This is a genomic window from Desulfoferrobacter suflitae (assembly GCF_022603395.1).
GTDB classification, from domain to species: Bacteria; Desulfobacterota; Syntrophobacteria; order Syntrophobacterales; family Syntrophobacteraceae; genus Desulfoferrobacter; species Desulfoferrobacter suflitae.
Window position 1 is genome coordinate 131,202 of record NZ_JAIBKA010000011.1, and the last position, 17,330, is coordinate 148,531.

Sequence of the window (17,330 nt, forward strand, 5' to 3'; positions counted from 1 at the left end):
GCCTTGCGTTTATTTGCCCCGGCGGTTGCTTTGCCGGGTTTCGTACCTCGATCCACCCTGGAGCCCGGGGCCGCTTTCCCGGGATCCGGCAGATGCCGCCATGCGCCGTTTGCTCAGTGACTGCTGCCGTTGTAGTCGAAGTCGATCAGCAGCTGCTGATATTCATACTTGAGCTTCTGATAAATACGTGCATTCTCAATGGCAAAGGCGCACTGCTGAGCGACCGCGTTGGCGAACTGTATCTCGCGGTTGGTGAAAGGCGGACGGTCGGCGGTGAACAGCCGCAGAACACCAATAACCTTGCTGCGCACGACAAGCGGGATGGAAAGTATCCTGCGAATGCCTTCCTCAATGACTTCGGCCTGATATTGCAGGCGAGGGTCGGTGAGCACATCGTCGATGACCACGATTTTCCCCGCCATGTTTTCGGCGATACTTTTTTGTGCGTCCACGGGCCCCTTGTTCAGAAACTCCTGGCTGAGGCCAAAGGATTGCGCCAGGTAGAGCTTTTGCGTCTTGGGATCCAGCAGACGCACGGTGCAGCCTTTTCCACCCAACAGCTGCGCGACCTTTTGCACCACAAATTCCAGCACTTTGTTAATGTTCAAGGTGGCATTGATGGTGCTGCTGATATCCTGAAAGCTCTTCAAATATTCGCGCTCACGCTCGATGGTTTGATCCATGTTACGGCGCGCGTTGAAGGCGAGAATGCCGCGGCCGGCCAGCGCCTCGGCGAAGCTCAGCTCGGTCCTGGTGAATTCGCGCGGTTCCGGAGCACACAGCACCACCAACGCGAGGGACTTCTGGTTCACTTCGATGGGGACGGCGGCAACCGAGCGAATCCCCTCGATGAGCATGGCTTCACGTTCCGGTGTGAACTCGGCGTCCTTGAGACTGGGTAGACAACAGATATCTTCCGGTATCCTGAAACACAGGGTATCAGGCGAACTTTCGGGTTCCCTGAACAAAAAATTTTCACTCAACCCGTAGCTCGAGAGCAACTCCAGGCGATCCGCATGCGGGTCGAGCATCTTGATCAGGCACCCCTTAAGCTGCAATGTCTCGGTGATGCGACGCGCAATGAGATTCATCACGCTGTAGGTGTCGGCGCCATCGCACAGGGCTCGCCCAACCTCCACGAATGGAGTCAGGTAATCTATGGAACACATTCGGCTTTTTCTCCTTATCCTACAATTGCGCGTTTTCCTGGATCACCTCGAATAGTGGCATTCTGCAAACGATAGAGAGGGAACTGCCATGCCTCACGCCGGCGGTTCCCTAAAGGATCCGTGCAGGGGATGCCGGACCTGTCAGACCATGCGGCGCCAGTTGCTGGTAAGATCCAGATGCGCCGGCCTGCCGTTGGCCATTGGCCGCGGCGGTACCAGAATGCCCCGCTGGGTGAGCTCCTGGATGGCTGCCTGAAATTCTTCTTCGCTGCCGTTCCAGAGTTCCTTGGTTCGTTTAAGTGTCGGTGTCTGCCCCTCGTCCAAAAGAGAACAAATAAGAAGGTAAAGGGACGTTGCCGGCACACTCGCGCGCAAATGAAAAATGGTTCGATCCATGTGTGTGTGCATGGTTTCCTCCTTCAGTTTGTGCAAGCAGAGGATCGTTAAACACTTTCGATCATGGCAAAAATCTGCGCATCATCGAATCCCTGCAAACGGATGGCGCCGGATCTGCAACTGGCGGTGCACAATCCGCAGCCTTTACACAGTGCCGCATTGATCTGTGCCTTGCCCCGCTCGTTGAAGTAGGGAGCCGAGTAGGGACAGATGCTGACACAGGTTCCACATTCACTGCAGAGTGCCGGGTTGGTCTCGGCCACCATTCCGCTTACCGAAACGCGTGCTTTGGCCAGCAGACAGGTGGCCCGCGACGCCGCTGCAAGGGCCTGAGAAATGCTCTCGTCGACCGATTTGGGATAGTGGGCAAGCCCGCACAAAAACACGCCCTCGGTGGCGAATTCGACGGGCTTCAGCTTGGCATGCGCCTCCATAAAAAAGCCGTCTTCATTGATGGGAACCTTGAAAAACCGGGCAAGATTTTCGTTGTCCGACGGTTCAATAGCGGAGGCGAGCACGATCAGGTCGGCCGTTATGGCGACAGGTCTGTCCAGGATGGGGTCACGGGTCAGTACCTGCAACCTTTCCCCGTTGACGCTCACGCTGGGTTTGGCGTCGAGGTCATAGCGGATGAAGATAACCCCTTGTCTGCGTGCTTCCGTGTAGAGGTCCTCGCGTTCTCCGTAGGTGCGTATGTCACGGTAAAGGACAAACACGTCCATGGCGGGATTGCGTCGCTTAAGATCCAGTGCGCTTTCCACACTGTGGGTACAGCAAACCCGGCTGCAGTATGGGCGATGCGGTTCCCGTGAGCCCACGCACTGGACGAATACCGCCGAAGCTATCTGCTGCAGCTTGGGATCGTTTTGGATAAAAAGCTTGTCGATTTCAAGGGAGGTGATGACTCTCGGGTCCTTGCCGTAGAGATACTCGTTCGGTTTGAGCTCATGCGCACCGGTTGCCACGATGGTTATGCCGTGCTGCAGGCTGAAACGTTCACCCGTCCCATTACTGAACTCTGACGTGAAGTTGCCGACGAACCCGTCGACTTTAAGCAGTTCGGTTGACTTATGGACATCGATGAGGGGATGTTGCTCCACCTCTCTGACCAACCGATGCGTGTAGTCCTGAATGCTTTCTCCCTTCCAGGTCTTGTAAAGGGACTTGGCCTGACCTCCCAGCTGCGTCGTTTTTTCCACCAGGTCCACCGCGTAACCCTGGTCGGCCAGAGCCTTTGCCGCCGTCATTCCGGCTACGCCCCCGCCGAGCACCAAAGTCTTTGGGTTGAGGTCCAGTTCCGTGTCTCTCAAAGGCTCCAGCAGGGCGGCCTTGGAGACCGCCATGCGCACCAGATCCTTGGCTTTTTCCGTGGCCGCGTGAGGATCGTTGTGAACCCAGGAATCCTGGTTGCGGATGTTGGCCATCTCGAACAGGTACTTGTTGATTCCTGCGTTGAGCAGCGTTTCTTGAAAAAGGGGCTCGTGGGTGCGCGGGGTGCAGGCGGCTACAACCACCCGATTGATCCCTTGCTCCTGGATGACCTGCGCCATCTTGACCTGGGTGTCCTGAGAACAGGTATAGAGATTGTCTTCCACGTATACGACGAAGGGCAGAGCTCTGGCGTAGTCACGCACTTCGGGAACGTTCACCATGCCGCTGATATTGATACCGCAGTGGCACACAAACACCCCGATACGCGGACGGTCGCCGCGCACATTGGTTTCATCCGGCAATTGCTTTTGCCTGGTCTGGGTCCATCGACTGTCGGTCAATAACACTCCGGTGGCCGCAGCTGCAGCCGAGGCTTCCATGACCGACTGGGGAATATCTTTGGGTCCCTGGATGGAGCCGCATACATAGATGCCCGGTCGGGATGTGGCAACGGGAGTGAAGCTCTTGGTTTTCACGAAATGGTGTGCATCCAGATCCACTCCCAAGCGCCCTGCGAGCTCCATGGTTTCCCGGCTGACCTGAAATCCGACGGACAACACCACCATATTGAAGATTTCTGACTGGAGCCGACCTTTTTCGTCCACGTATTGCAGCTCGACGTCCCCGTCACCGCTGGGCAGGGCAGAATGGACCCGCGAGCGGATAAAGCGGATGCCGTGTTCCTTGGCGCGTTCGTAGTAACGTTCGAAATCTTTCCCGTAGGAACGTATGTCCATGTAAAAGACCGCGGCGTCCAGCGACTCACGCGCATGCTCTTTGGCTATGACCGCTTCCTTGATGGCGTACATGCAGCACACCGACGAGCAGTATGGATTGTCACTCTGGTTCAAATCACGCGAACCGACGCATTGCAGCCAGGCGATTTTGGCCGGTTCTTCGCGGTCGTAGGGGCGCATGAGCCGGCCCCGATAGGGTCCCGATGCGCTGAGTATGCGCTCGAATTCAAGGCTTGTCACCACGTTTGGCAGGGTGGCATAGTGGTAGGTGTCAAACCGGGTTGGATCGAACACTTCATCGCCCGTGGACAGAATGACGGCCCCAACATTGAGCTCCATGCGCTTGGGTTGGTCGTCGTAGCGGATGGCTTTAGCCAAACACACCGTTTCGCAAATGCCGCACCCGATGCAGGATGCGCGGTCAATGGTATAAACCAGCGGCACGGCCTGGGCGTACTTGATGCAAGACGCCGTTCGGCAATCGAGACCACAATTGAACTCATTCACTGCCACCACCGGGCAGGCTTCGGCACATTGGCCGCAGCCCGTGCATTTGTCCGCATCGATGTAGCGCGGATAGTTGACCAGCCTGGCGGTAAAGTTGCCTGCCTCACCTTCAACGGTTTCCAGTTCCGTGTTGGTGACGATATTGATATTCAAGTGCCGGCCGACCTCGACCAGTTTGGGCGAGATAATTCACATGGCACAGTCGTTGGTGGGAAAGGTCTTGTCCAGTTGGGCCATAAGCCCGCCGATACAGGGAGACCGATCGACCAGATGGACATAATAACCCGAGTCCGCCAGGTCTAAAGCCGCCTGCATGCCGGCTATGCCGGCTCCAACGACCATTACCGAACCAATTTTCTGAGTATTCGCAAGTTGTGTCATCATTCCTCTATCCCTTCGCAACTCGAATGTGATGTTTTGAATAGTCGCGTGAACTTGTGGTGGAGATCGTTCAATGTCGTGTCTTCTCCAATCCGTTGCCGGGCAGGCTCCTCACTGCGATTTGAAACATCCCGGCCCGGCGCCGCGGATTGGCGGTCGATCTTTCAGGCAACTCCGGCGAACTTGGGGGTCGTCCCTTCGTAACTGGAAAGGTCTGCCTTGCCCTTTTTTTCCAAGTCGCCCAAACGAATCGACACGGTGTGAACGGGCAGCCGCGTCAGCATCGCGATTTCTCTGACTGAGCGGGGGCCGCCCTTGAGTGCTTCCAGGATCATCGCCCGCTGATACTCCATCTCTACCGCTGATGTGAGAATCTGCTGATATTCCTGTTCGTCAATTTTTTCGTGATACACATTTTCCTTTGTGGTGAGCTGTCGATCGATTCCCAGGAGCCAGCGGAGCCGCGGCGCATCGAGCGCTGCCGCGATGGCGCAGAGCTGCATGTGGAATTGATCGGGATCGAAAGGCCCGAGGCCGTGAACCAGTTCCGTCAGTTCGGTCACATAGTCGGCAAAGATTTGCCCTTCGGCAGCACTGACCCACCGTATCTGGACCCTCTCGTCACCGATTCCAGAGAGTTGAAAAAGTTGCTTGATGACTTCGATACGTTTTGCCGCGTAGTAATTACCTTCCAGGTAATGGCAGTCTCCCAGGTGTCACCCGAACACCAGCACGCTGTCGAAGCCGCTTTTCAGCCCTTCTATGATGTGCAGCGGATCAACCCTTCCGGAACAAAGGGTGCGGATGACTCGCACCGTCGGCGGGTATTGAAAGCGCGATACTCCGGCAAGATCCGCGCCGGCGTACGAACACCAGTTGCATAGAAAGGCAAGCATTTTGGGTTCAAACGTTTCGCTGGTCATATGCGTAGCTCCTTCACTAGATGGGTCATTTTCATCGATGATGCGCGTGTAGGTCCTCAAGCTCGCAGCTTTTCCCCTCCGGCCCGAATGGTGGCGACGATCTGCTGATTTCTAAAGTGCATGATATCGATCGCCTTGTGCGGGCACGCCGCCGCGCACACGCCGCAACCTTTACATGAGGCGGGAATGCTTTCGGCAACCAATCCCCTGCCGGGAACTTCATGACGCTGGATGGCCCCGAAGGGGCAGGACTTTTCACACAAACCGCAGCCCGTGCACAAGTCCGGGTTGACGACGGAAACAATGGGCTCGGCCTCGATATGCGCCTGCGACAGCACCAGGCCCGCGCGCGCCGCTGCCGCCTGTGCCTGGGCGATGGACTCGTCGAGAGGCTTGGGATAGTGTGCGAGCCCACACACGAATATGCCGTCCGTGGCAAAATCCACCGGCCGAAGCTTCATGTGGGCCTCCAGGAAAAACTGGTCCTCGTTGAGGGGCACTTTGAAGATGCTCGCCAGGGCTTTGGCGTCCCGCGGCTCGATGGCGGTGGCCAACACCAGGTAATCCAGCCGGATTTGCAGAGGCCGTTGCAGAATATGGTCGCGAGCGGTGACAAGCAGTCGTCCGTCATCGTTGGCGGCCGCTGCCACCGAAGGTTTTTCATCGGGTGAGTAGCGAACAAACAGCACTCCCAGTTGGCGTGCCTGTTTGAAAAGATCTTCGCGCAAACCATAGGTGCGAATGTCGCGATAGAAGACGTAGATGTCCAATTCCGGTTTGCGCTCTTTGAGCTCCACCGCCTGCCGGATCGAGGCGGTGCAGCAAATTTTTGAGCAGTAGGGGCGGGCGGGTTCACGTGAGCCCACGCACAGGATGAAACCGACGGCCTCGGTCTTTTCCAAACGCTCGGGCTCCCGCTCAAAAAGCTGTTCAAGATCATGCCAGCGCTGCACTCGATCGCTGACACCGTACAGGTACTCCCGTGGTTCAGAGGCTTCGGCACCGGTTGCCAGAATAACCACCCCGTGGTGCAGTTGGCGTTGTTGGCCTCCGCTGTTGACGGTGGTGATGAACTGCCCGACAAAACCCTTGCTGGCCTCGATCTCGGTCCCCGTTACAACCTCGATGCGCTCGTGTTGCACTATTCGACTGCGCAACAGGGAAAGATAGGCCTGCACGTCCTCGCCTTTCCAGCTGGTTTTGATGACGCGAGCGTTCCCTCCCAACTGCTCCCGCCGCTCCACCAGGAAGGTGTGAAAGCCCTGATCGGCGAGATTCAAGGCGGCATTCATGCCGGCAACGCCGCCGCCGATCACCAGGGCTGATCGATTCAACTCAATGTGAAAACGCTCGATGGGCTCCAGCAATGCCACCTTGGCGACGGCCATGCGCACCTGATCCATGGCTTTTGCGGTGGCCTTCTCGGGTTCTGCCTGGTGCACCCAGGAATCCTGATCGCGGATATTCGCCATTTCGAAAAGATAGCGGTTCAAACCGGCTTCGCGAATGGTTTCCTGGAAAAGGGGCTCGTGTGTTCGAGGGGTGCAGGCGGCCACCACGACCCGGTTGAGCTGATGTTCTTGGATAGCCTGGCGAATGAGCTGTTGGGTATCCTGGCTGCACGTGAACATGTTGTCGGCGACATAGGCCACATCGGGCAGCGTCTTGGCGTAGTCGCGCACCGCTGGAACATCGACCACACTGCCTATGTTGATGCCGCAATGGCAGACAAAAACGCCGATACGTGGTTTCGCATGGATGGCGGGTTCCTCCGGAGGATAGACCTTCTCCCTGGTCAAGGATGCCCGCGAATCGCTGAGCAATGCGGCGGAACCGGCTGCAGCGGCCGATGCCTCGATGACCGACTGGGGAATGTCCTTGGGGCCGGCAAAGGCACCACAGGCAAAGATACCCGGCCGGGAAGTGGCCACCGGCGCAAAGCTCGGCGTCTCCGCAAACCCGCTGTCATTCAATCGAATCTGCAATCGGTCCGCCAATTCCCGCATTTCCCTGTCGGTTTCGAGGCCCACCGACAGCACCACCAGATCAAAAACCTCACTCTGCAGTCTTCCATCCTCATCGGCGTAGATGATGCTCAGGTCATCGGAGTCCGGTGCCGCCCGTTCGACGCTGTGCACGCGCGAGCGAACAAAACGAACTCCCGTGTCACCCCGGGCACGATCGTAGTAACGTTCGAAGTCCTTGCCGTAGGTGCGCATGTCCATGAAGAATATGGCGGTATCCAGCTCGCCCTTGGAATGTTCCTTGGCAATGACCGCCTCTTTGATGGCATAGGTGCAGCAAACCCCTGAGCAGTAATGATGCATGCCGCGATGCAGGTCGCGTGATCCGATGCACTGCAGCCAGGCGATCTTCCGGCAGGGCCGGCGATCCGAGGGACGTTCCAAATGGCCTTCGTAGGGACCGGAGGCGCTCAGGATGCGCTCGAACTGCATGCTGGTGATGACGTTGGGATAGAGGCCGTAGCCATAGGTATCGTAACCCTGTGGGTCAAAAGCCTTGAAACCGGGAGCCAAAATGACCGAGCCCACTTCCATCTGGTGAGTCTTGGCCGTCTGCTTCAGGTCAATGGCGCCGGCCGGACAAAATTTTTCGCAGGCTCGACATTTGCCCTTCTCAAAGTAGATGCAGTTTTCTTCATCGATGAGATATTTCAAGGGGACCGCCTGGGGGTACATGAGGTAAGCCGCTTTGCGGGAATTCAGCTGCTCGTTGAATTCATCCTTGACCTTGCGCGGGCACTTTTCCGCGCAAACGCCGCAGGCGATGCATTTGTCCATGTCCACGTAACGGGGCCGTTCGTGCACGGTGACGGTAAAGCGGCCGGCTTCACCTTCAACCGCACGCACGTCACACATGGTCATCAGTTGGATGTTCAAATGGCGACCGGCCTCCACCAATTTGGGGGAAAGGATACACATGGAGCAGTCGTTGGTCGGAAACGTTTTGTCGAGCTGTGCCATCACTCCGCCGATGGAGGAGGCCTTTTCCACGAGATAGACATAGAATCCTGAATTGGCCAGGTCGAGCGCAGCCTGAGTTCCGGCGATCCCTCCGCCTACGACCATGACTGCACCGGTTGAACCCTGAAGGGTGGGGGGGGCTTGATTCATAAAACTTCTCCTCTACACAACTTAAAGCAGCGAATTTGAGCTTCCGCAATAGACCGCATTCTGCATGCAACCCATACGACTCCGTGAACCGTTCCGCGCTGGCGGATCATGCGGCAGCGCCGCCGGGAAATTCCCAAGCCGTGCTCCTCGCAGTGAGAGCGATTCACTGTTCAGCGATGAAGGCTTGTTGATCGAGTCAAACGGATGGAATTTGCAAGGAACAGACCAAGCCTCTCTCTCGGCCGGTGAAGATCGCCCCGCAGAGTCCCTGTGGAATCCTTTATTGCTGTAAAAATGGTAATGATTGCATGGTCATAAGAGGTATCTGGAAAATTGAGGTTGGATAGGACCCGAGGTGGTATTGATGGAATTTAAGCCAGGGCCTGGAAGGGCCAGTGTTAAAATTTGTTGGATTCGGTGTCGCGCCGTGGCATGCCGGCTGGGCGTCGGCGTGAAAATGCCCGCGAACGGATGCCGGACAGGTCCGCGGGCGAACGGGTTGAATCGCATTGCTCTACGGTCGGTCGTGGGCTTTTCCGCCTGCTCCGGTCAAATCTTGGAATCGGCGGTGAGGACCGAGTCGATCTTCTTCTGATAGCGAATTCCGTAGCGCTTCATGCGGTTCCAAACGGTGACCCTGGATACTCCCAGAATTTCGGCGGCGACGGATTGGTTGCCCTTGGCTTTGGCCAGAGCATCAATGAGCTGCCGCTTTTTCATTTCTTCCTTGCTGATGCGCGGAACCTGGACCGATTTCAGTGCGCGTTTATCCTTTAGAATGTCAGGCGGCAGGTGATACGATTGAATAGACCCCGAGTGGCAGGTCACAAAGGCATATTCGAAAGCACTCTTGAGTTCCCTGACATTGCCGGGCCAGGAATATTTCATGAGAATTTCCATGGCATTGTTGCTGATGCCTTCGATATTCTTGTCACTCTTGAGGCAGAGCTTGCGGAAAAACGCTTCGGCCAGCAGTGGGATGTCTTCTACACGCTCGCGCAGGGGCGGCAACTGTATGGGAATGACATTGATACGAAAATAGAGGTCCTTGCGAAAACTGCCTTTTTCCACCAGGTTGACCAGGTTGCGGTTGGTGGCGGAAATGATGCGCACATCCACGGGTATCGGCTGGTTGTCACCTACCCGCTCGATCACTTTCTCCTCCAGCACACGCAGCAGCTTGACCTGGGTGGAAAGCGGCACGTCACCGATTTCATCGAGAAAAATATCGCCGTCCTGAGCCAGTTCGAAGCGCCCTTCACGGCCCTTGTAGGCGCCCGTGTAGGCCCCTTTCACGTGTCCGAACAGCTCGCTCTCCAGCAGGGTTTCGGTGAGTGCGGCGCAGTTGACTTTGACATAGGGTCCCGTTTTCCTCTCTCCCAGCAGATGGATGGCGCGCGCTACCAGTTCCTTGCCGGTCCCGCTCTCCCCTAAAATAATGACGGGGGCATCCGACTGCGCCGCATTTTCAATCAAATCGAATACCTGGCGCATGGGCGCAGAGCCTCCGATGATGCCGTGAAAGGTATCCTCGGATCTCAATTCGCGTCGAAAAGCCGCAATTTGTTTGTCCTTTTCCACTACTTCGGTGATATCCGCAATCGATTCAACGGCGCCGATGATCTGTCCCTTGCTGTCCTCCAGGGGCGAGGCGTTTTTGAGCACATGAACGATGGAGCCGTCTTTGCGCGTGAGGGTGCAGCGGCGGACCTCGAGGGAGCCGGTCTTGAACAGCGTGCACCAGTGATTTCCGCTTCTCTCCCGGGTCGCTTCATAGATGCTGCATCCCAGAATGGCACACTTCTGTCCGATCAATTCCTCGTGGGAATATCCGGTGATGTTTTCAAACGCTTTGTTGACCGAGATGATAGATCCTCCGGTGTCGACGATCATGATGCCGTCCTGCATGGTGCTCACTACCGTTTTCCAATACCTGTCAAGATCCTGCTCAAACATTGAATGCCTCATGTTCAAATTTTAATAAATGTTAAAGTTAAAACATTAACATTTTAACAATTCCTTGATCATTTTGCTTAACATCGCCCAATAAATATTAATGTTATTCACCAAATCTATTTAACATTGGTAGAGTACATACAATAAATATTCCAATTCCCTTGTGCTTGGCATTAACTTTGCGATAACCCACCTGCGAACTAAAACGAAGGAGTCCGAGATTTGAATCCGACAGGTTTTAAACATAAGGCCGATTACGTACTCGATTTTAAAGAGACCATTACTCCTCTCGCCCTCCTCAAGATGACCCAAGTGCTGAGAGAAATGAAAACCGATCAGATCCTTGAGATCATTGCATACGATCCGGATACTCGCACCGATCTGTTCAAGGTTTTGCCACCTTCGTCGTGCGAGCTGCTTGATATGGAGTTTAATGAAAAAACCGATTGCTATCGGATCCAGTTGAAGAAAATCAGACATTTTTGGCCGTGAACCCAAATCCAGCATGGTGACTCTCAGTTAAGAACATCCGCTTTGGTTTAAGACAACTTTCACAAGGAAAAGGAACCGCATGAGTTTTCAGAAAAGGCTTTCGTCGGGTGAATTTGTAGTTCTGGCAGAGATGAACACCCCCAAAGGGGTGGATACCTCGCAATTCGTCGCCGATGCGCGCCGCATCAAAGGGCGAGTTGATGCAGTTATTGTGCCAGACATGGACAACGGGGTGATGAGGATGAGCGCACTGGCAGGAGGGGTGCTCATGCATCAACTGGGGCTTGAGTCCATTATCCACGTGTATTGCCGGGATCGGAACAGAATGGCCCTGCAGGGCGATCTGCTGGCGGCCTATGCACTGGGTATTCAAAACATCGTGGTGGTGTGCGGGGAAGACATGAAAAATGCCGACCATCACAATGCCAAGCCGGTGAACGATTTGAGCGAATTGGAGTTGCTGGGTGCAATCCGCACCCTGGAGGCGGGCAGTGACCTGTCCGGCATTGAGCTCAACGGGGCACCGCAGTTCACCACCGGTTGTACCATGGCCCCATGGCGGGATGAAAAGGGGTTTGAGCAGGAACTGGAGCTTACCGGGAGAAAGGTCAAAGCCGGGGCCGAGTTTGTGGTCACCCCGCCGGTCTTCGACCTGCAGCGGTTCGTCCCGTTTGCTGAACAGACCAGGCAATTGGGAATTCCCGTTATTCCCACCGTATTCCTCATCAAATCAGTCGGTGTTGCCCGCTACATTGCCACCAATGAGCCTGCCGCGGGCATGACCGAAGAGATCATCCAGCGCATTCGCAAGGCCTCGGACCGCGAAATGGAATGCGTGCGCATAGCTGCAGAAGCCATTTCGGCCATCAAGGAATCGGTGCAGGGCGTGCGGCTGGTGACACTGGGGTGGGAGCACAGGCTCCCGGCCATCCTGGACCTGGCAGGGCTTTGATGTCGGTTAGAGGGAACTCATCCGTTTTGTTACTCCAACCTTAACAGGAAGATCAGGATAGACATGCAAGAGAAGACACAGACGAACAATAAGGTGCTGGTAGTCGGCGGCGGTATGGGCGGCATCCGTTCTGCCTTGGATTTGGCAGAGTCAGGTCGGGATGTGGTGCTCATCGACAAAGCCTATTCCATTGGCGGACTCATGACTCGCCTCGACAGGACGTTTCCCACAAACAACTGCGACTTGTGCACCCTCTCGCCGCATCTTTCCGAGAGTGGAAGAAAGCTGCACATCGAACTGTTAACCATGACGGAAGTCTCCCGGCTGGACGGAGAGGCGGGCGACTTTACCGCCACGTTGACCACTAAGCCGCGCTACATTGATATGGACAAATGTACCGCCTGTGGTCAGTGCCATGAGAAGTTTCCCGAGGCGGTGCGGTTCACCCCCGGGCTGGACCATCGGGCCCCCACCTGTATGCGTTATCCGCAGGCCACTCCGTACGCTTTTTCCATTGATCTGGAGCGCTGCGAGGACGTCGATGCACTGGTCAAATCGTGCCCGACGGGTGCCATCGATCTCAACGAGACCGAAACGGTACGGAAGCTCTCGGCGGGGTCGATTATTCTGGCTCCCGGAGCGGAATTATTTGATCCGACGGTGCTCGACACCTACGGCTACGGGGTTCACCCCAATGTGGTGACCAGTATGGAATACGAGCGGATTCTTTCGGCCACCGGGCCCACCAACGGTCAGTTGCTGCGGCCCTCGGACGGGAAGGCGCCGCAGAAAATAGCCTGGATTCAATGCGTGGGTTCGCGCGGCGTGCAGGAGGGCTGTGTCGCCTATTGTTCCAGTGCCTGCTGCATGTACGCCCTGAAAGAAGCCATTGTTACCCGCGAGCGCTTCAGCGATGCCATTGAAACCACGATTTTCTACATGGATATGAGGACCTTCGGCAAGGACTACGAGCTCTACTACCAGCGCGCCAAAAACGAATTTGGGGTGCGCCTGGTGCGCAGTCGGCCGCACAGTGTTGTCTCGGAGAACGGCAGCGGCAACCTCGAGATCGCCTTTCTGCCGGAAGACGGGGGCCAGGCCCGGAGCGAAGTGTACGACATGGTGGTTTTGACTACCGGTTTTCGCATCACGCCGGAATTGCGGGAGCTCGCCGGCAGATTGGGAATCGATCTGAACGAGCACGGTTTTGCCCGGACCCGCAGCTTTGATCCGGTAGCCACGTCCAAGCCGGGAATTTATGTCTGTGGCCTGTTCGAGTCACCCAAAGACATTCCGGAAACCATGATCCAGGCCAGCGCCGCGGCCTGCAGCGCGGGCGGCGATTTGAATCCGTTGCGCATTGTTGCCAAAAGCGAAGAGGAACTGCCGCCCGAGCGCAGTGTCCTGGGAGAAGATCCCAAGATAGGCGTTTTCATCTGTGATTGCGGCCTTGACATTGGTGGTGTGGTGGACGTGCCAAAGCTGGTCGATTTTGCCGCATCGCTGCCCAACGTCGCTTTTGCGGAAGCGATCGGTCACGGGTGCAGCAAGGAATCGCTGGGGGTCATCCGGCAGCGCATCGGGGACAAGGGGTTGAACCGTGTGGTGTTTGGCGCATGCTCGCCGAGAACTCACGAGATGCTGTTTCAAGATACCTTGCGCAAAGCCGGGTTGAATAAATATTTGATGGAAATCGCCAACCTGCGCGACCAGGACACATGGGTGCATGCGTCGCAGCCCGATGTGGCCGCCCAAAAGGCCAAAGAGCTCTTGAAGATGGCGGTGTTTTCGGTGCGCCTGGCTCATCCTCTGGCCGATCATACGCTGCCCATGAACAAGGACGTTCTGGTGGTCGGCGGCGGTGTCACGGGCATGGAAGCTTCCCTGAGTCTTGCCGACATGGGCTTCCGCGTGTACCTGGTGGAGCGCTCGGGGCAGCTCGGAGGCAATGCGCGCAACATTCGCAAGACCCTCGAGGGGGAGGACGTCCAGGCGTATGTAAAGGGATTGATCGAGCGTACCGAAAGCCATGATCAGATCCAGGTACTCACACAATCTTTGATCGTCGACCATACGGGCATGGCCGGAGCGTTCCGCACCGGTGTACAGTTCGGCCCGCAGATGTTTTACCGCCCCATCCGCCACGGCATCACCATTCTCGCCACCGGCGCGTTGGCCAATCGACCGCGCGAATATCTGCTGGATGAACATGAGGCGGTCATGACCCAGCGCGATCTGGATAATCTTTTGGAGGACCGGGCGGACAAGGTGCAGTCCTGGAACAATGTGGCGATGATCCAGTGCGTTGGCTCGCGCGTGCCGGAAAATCCGAACTGTTCCAGAGTGTGCTGTCAGGCCGCCATAAAGAACGCCCTGCGCATCCTCGATATCAATCCGCAGGCCAGGGTGTATGTTTTGTACCGCGACATGCGCACACCGGGGTTTGAAGAAGACTACTATCGAAAGGCACGTGAACGTGGGGTGATCTTTGTCAATTATGGCCTGGAAAGCAAGCCTGCGGTGAAGGCGAACGGTAAAGGGGTCACGGTCTCCTTTAGGGACCCCATCGTGGGTCGGGAGATTCAGCTTCCCGCCGACTGTCTGGCCCTCAGCACCGGCTTCATAGCCGATGAAGAGTCCACGGAGGACCTGGGAACCATTTTCCGCCTGCCGCGCACTCAGGATGATTACTTCCTGGAAGACCACATCAAGCTGCGACCGGTCGACCTGCCGATTCCCGGATTTTTTGTGGCGGGTACGGCGCATTCGCCCCGCTCCATCCGCGAAAGCGTAGCCCAGGCAAAGGCGGCGGCGGGTCGCGCGCAAACCTTCCTGGCACGCGACACTATCAATCTGGGTGCGGTGGTGGCCACGGTGGACAGGGACAAATGCGCTTCCTGTCTGATCTGTGTGCGCGCCTGCCCGTTTGATGTGCCCTTCATCAATGCCGAGGGCTATTCGGAAATCGACCCCGCCAAATGCCACGGGTGCGGGACCTGTGCTTCAGAATGCCCGGCCAAAGCGATCCAGCTCATGCAATACGAGGACGATCAGATATTAGCCAAATTGGACGGACTTTTGGAAAGGATGGTGTGATGCAAAACTTTGAACCGGTAATCGTAGCTTTCTGCTGCCATTACTGCGCGTATACAGCGGCAGACATGGCAGGCAGCAAAAGACTCGGCTACCCGCCAAACGTCAAGATCATTCGGGTGCCCTGTTCTGGAAAGGTCGATGCCATACATATGATGAAGGCTTTGGAAAAGGGGGCCGACGGAGTGTATGTGGCGGGTTGTCTGGACGGTGACTGCCATTTCAAAACCGGCAACATTCGAGCGGCCCGCCATGTGGAAGCCGTTAAGAAGCTGCTGGATGAGATCGGCATCGAGAAGGAGCGCGTGGAGATGTTCTCCATGTCTGCAGGAATGGGGGAGAAATTTGCAGAGGTGGCTTCTGAATTCACCGAGAGGATTCGCAAATTGGGGCCCAATCCAGTCAAAACATCGGCGTTTGCGCAAGTCAGGCAAGCGGTCGGCTAAGCTGAAAAGACGAGGGAGTTAGTTAAGATGATTACAGCGGAACGAAAGCCTATGGAAGAATTGACGGAGTGCATGAAACCCTTCGGACGTATTCTGCTGGTTGGCTGCAACGAATGCGTGACGGTGTGTGCCGCCGGTGGCAGAAAAGAGGTGGGACTGCTCTCGTCTGCATTGCAGATGCATTTCATGAAAGAAAACAAGCCCTTCGAAGTCAAGGAGTTGACCCTGGAGCGGCAGTGCGATCCCGAATACGTGGAAGAGCTGGCTCCGCACATCAACCAGGTGGATGCGGTGTTGTCCATGGCCTGCGGCTGCGGCGTACAGGAGATTGCCCGGCGCTATAAAGAAAAACCGGTATTCCCTGCAGTCAACACCAAGTTCATGGGAGCATCCGAGAGTCAGGGGGTGTGGGCTGAACGCTGTGCGGGCTGCGGCGACTGTGTGCTGGGAATAACCGGCGGGGTTTGTCCCATCGCACGCTGCTCCAAGCAATTGTTCAATGGTCCCTGTGGCGGTTCCACCAACGGCAAGTGTGAGATCGATTCCAGCGTGGATTGTGCCTGGCAGCTCATCTGGGATCGTTTGAAAGCGTTGGGCAAGGTGGATCTGTATGAGGAAAACATCGCTGCGAAAGACTGGCGCACAGGACGCGGTGGCGGACCGCGCAAAATCATAAGAGAGGATTTGGCATCATGAAGACGGATAGCATTCTTGAAAAGATCTTGGCTGCAGGGCACTTGGCGGTAACTTCTGAATGCGGACCCCCGCGCGGCGCATTGCCAAACAAAGTCAAGGAGAAGGCGGAACTGCTCAGGGGCTGCGTCGATGCCGTCAACGTCACCGACAACCAAACAGCAATGGTCAGGATGAGCAGCCTGGCGGCCTGTATACTCCTCAGACAGATGGGGTTGAATCCGATTCTGCAGATGGTCACCCGGGACCGCAACCGGCTATCCATGCAAAGTGACATTTTGGGGGCCTATTCCCACAATATTGACAACATGCTTTGCCTGTCCGGCGACCATCCGCGCTTCGGCGACCATCCCATGGCTGCCAATGTCCACGACATCGATTCCGTGCAGTTCATCGAAATGGTGAAAACGATGCGCGATGAGGGGAAATTCCAGGGGGGAGAGAGCATCGACGGTCCACCGAAGATGTTCATTGGAGCCGCCGCCAATCCGTTTGCCGACCCGTTTGAGCTGAGAGTTGCCAGACTGGCCAAGAAAGCCAAAGCCGGAGTTGATTTCATTCAAACCCAGTGCATCTACAACGTGGATAAATTTGCCAAGTGGATGGAGGGTGTGCGCGATCGAGGCCTTGATCGGCAGGTGTACATCCTGGCCGGCATCACCCCGATGAAATCAGCCGGCATGGCACGCTACATGAAAAACAAGGTACCCGGCATGGATGTACCCGATGAGCTGGTCAAGCGCATCGCCGGGGTTCCCAAGGAAAAGCAGGCGGAAGAAGGGATCAAGATCTGCGTCGAAACCATCGAGCAATGCAAGGAGATCAAAGGGGTTCACGGGTTCCATATCATGGCCATAGAATGGGAGCAGAAGGTTCCTGAAATTGTTGAGAAGGCAGGGCTGCTGCCACGCCCCTCGGTGAACTGACGCAATGCGGCCCGGGCTGAAACCGCTCCGGGCCGGCCTTGTCGCATAAGCCTTAAGACATGAATAAACAGGTGACAGGAGTTGTCTTGAAAGG

11 protein-coding genes and 1 pseudogene are annotated in these 17,330 nt (G+C 56.2%); 6 read left to right on the plus strand and 6 right to left on the minus strand.

All coding sequences use genetic code 11. From position 1 onward, the window contains the following. Positions 1-113 precede the first annotated feature (113 nt). The 6 genes and pseudogenes from K1V27_RS18100 to K1V27_RS18125 all read right to left on the minus strand — a co-directional run bounded on the left by K1V27_RS18100 (position 114) and on the right by K1V27_RS18125 (position 10,634). On the minus strand, positions 114-1,169 hold the full coding sequence (locus K1V27_RS18100) for a GAF domain-containing protein (protein WP_258931466.1): 1,056 nt from the start codon (positions 1,167-1,169) through the stop codon (positions 114-116). A gap of 141 nt (positions 1,170-1,310) precedes the next feature. Next, a complete protein-coding gene (locus tag K1V27_RS18105) occupies positions 1,311-1,577 on the minus strand; it encodes a hypothetical protein (protein ID WP_258931467.1) in 267 nt (88 codons plus the stop codon). Between the two features lie 35 nt (positions 1,578-1,612). Beyond that, positions 1,613-4,642 carry an FAD-dependent oxidoreductase gene (locus K1V27_RS18110; RefSeq protein WP_337833350.1) on the minus strand — a complete coding sequence of 1,010 codons (3,030 nt, stop codon included), beginning with the start codon at positions 4,640-4,642 and terminating at the stop codon, positions 1,613-1,615. 503 nt (positions 4,643-5,145) lie between these two features. After that, positions 5,146-5,544, minus strand: a pseudogene (locus K1V27_RS18115) (hydrogenase iron-sulfur subunit); the annotation flags it as partial. A gap of 56 nt (positions 5,545-5,600) precedes the next feature. Then, positions 5,601-8,678: a CoB--CoM heterodisulfide reductase iron-sulfur subunit A family protein gene (locus K1V27_RS18120; RefSeq protein ID WP_258931468.1), complete on the minus strand. Its 3,078-nt coding sequence runs from the start codon at positions 8,676-8,678 to the stop codon at positions 5,601-5,603. Between the two features lie 549 nt (positions 8,679-9,227). Beyond that, the gene (locus K1V27_RS18125) at positions 9,228-10,634 is read right to left on the minus strand and encodes a sigma-54 interaction domain-containing protein (RefSeq protein ID WP_258931469.1); all 1,407 of its coding nucleotides are present in this window, start codon (positions 10,632-10,634) and stop codon (positions 9,228-9,230) included. Between the two features lie 222 nt (positions 10,635-10,856). Here K1V27_RS18125 and K1V27_RS18130 point away from each other — a divergent pair, with 222 nt between their 5' ends. The 6 genes from K1V27_RS18130 to K1V27_RS18155 all read left to right on the plus strand — a co-directional run bounded on the left by K1V27_RS18130 (position 10,857) and on the right by K1V27_RS18155 (position 17,236). Next, positions 10,857-11,126, plus strand: a complete 270-nt coding sequence (locus K1V27_RS18130; RefSeq protein WP_258931470.1) for a sulfurtransferase TusA family protein — start codon at positions 10,857-10,859, stop codon at positions 11,124-11,126. A 79-nt stretch (positions 11,127-11,205) separates the two neighbouring features. Further along, on the plus strand, positions 11,206-12,078 hold the full coding sequence (locus tag K1V27_RS18135; protein ID WP_258931471.1) for a methylenetetrahydrofolate reductase: 873 nt from the start codon (positions 11,206-11,208) through the stop codon (positions 12,076-12,078). A gap of 63 nt (positions 12,079-12,141) precedes the next feature. Then, positions 12,142-15,174 carry an FAD-dependent oxidoreductase gene (locus K1V27_RS18140; protein ID WP_258931472.1) on the plus strand — a complete coding sequence of 1,011 codons (3,033 nt, stop codon included), beginning with the start codon at positions 12,142-12,144 and terminating at the stop codon, positions 15,172-15,174. Continuing rightward, positions 15,174-15,617 carry a hydrogenase iron-sulfur subunit gene (locus K1V27_RS18145; protein ID WP_258931473.1) on the plus strand — a complete coding sequence of 148 codons (444 nt, stop codon included), beginning with the start codon at positions 15,174-15,176 and terminating at the stop codon, positions 15,615-15,617. The genes K1V27_RS18140 and K1V27_RS18145 overlap by 1 nt, the downstream gene beginning before the upstream one ends. Before the next feature lie 27 nt (positions 15,618-15,644). After that, positions 15,645-16,313 carry a methylenetetrahydrofolate reductase C-terminal domain-containing protein gene (locus K1V27_RS18150; RefSeq protein ID WP_258931474.1) on the plus strand — a complete coding sequence of 223 codons (669 nt, stop codon included), beginning with the start codon at positions 15,645-15,647 and terminating at the stop codon, positions 16,311-16,313. Further along, on the plus strand, positions 16,310-17,236 hold the full coding sequence (locus K1V27_RS18155) for a methylenetetrahydrofolate reductase (RefSeq protein WP_258931475.1): 927 nt from the start codon (positions 16,310-16,312) through the stop codon (positions 17,234-17,236). Before K1V27_RS18150 ends, K1V27_RS18155 begins: the two co-directional genes overlap by 4 nt. The last annotated feature ends 94 nt before the right edge of the window (positions 17,237-17,330 follow it).

What these genes read in the sequence shown, in the direction of transcription:
- K1V27_RS18100 (WP_258931466.1), bottom strand. Translation starts at nt 1,169, where the DNA reads ATGTGTTCCATAGATTACCTGACTCCATTCGTGGAGGTTGGGCGAGCC.
- K1V27_RS18105 (WP_258931467.1), bottom strand. Translation starts at nt 1,577, where the DNA reads ATGCACACACACATGGATCGAACCATTTTTCATTTGCGCGCGAGTGTG.
- K1V27_RS18120 (WP_258931468.1), bottom strand. Translation starts at nt 8,678, where the DNA reads ATGAATCAAGCCCCCCCCACCCTTCAGGGTTCAACCGGTGCAGTCATG.
- K1V27_RS18125 (WP_258931469.1), bottom strand. Translation starts at nt 10,634, where the DNA reads ATGTTTGAGCAGGATCTTGACAGGTATTGGAAAACGGTAGTGAGCACC.
- K1V27_RS18135 (WP_258931471.1), top strand. Translation starts at nt 11,206, where the DNA reads ATGAGTTTTCAGAAAAGGCTTTCGTCGGGTGAATTTGTAGTTCTGGCA.
- K1V27_RS18140 (WP_258931472.1), top strand. Translation starts at nt 12,142, where the DNA reads ATGCAAGAGAAGACACAGACGAACAATAAGGTGCTGGTAGTCGGCGGC.
- K1V27_RS18145 (WP_258931473.1), top strand. Translation starts at nt 15,174, where the DNA reads ATGCAAAACTTTGAACCGGTAATCGTAGCTTTCTGCTGCCATTACTGC.
- K1V27_RS18150 (WP_258931474.1), top strand. Translation starts at nt 15,645, where the DNA reads ATGATTACAGCGGAACGAAAGCCTATGGAAGAATTGACGGAGTGCATG.
- K1V27_RS18155 (WP_258931475.1), top strand. Translation starts at nt 16,310, where the DNA reads ATGAAGACGGATAGCATTCTTGAAAAGATCTTGGCTGCAGGGCACTTG.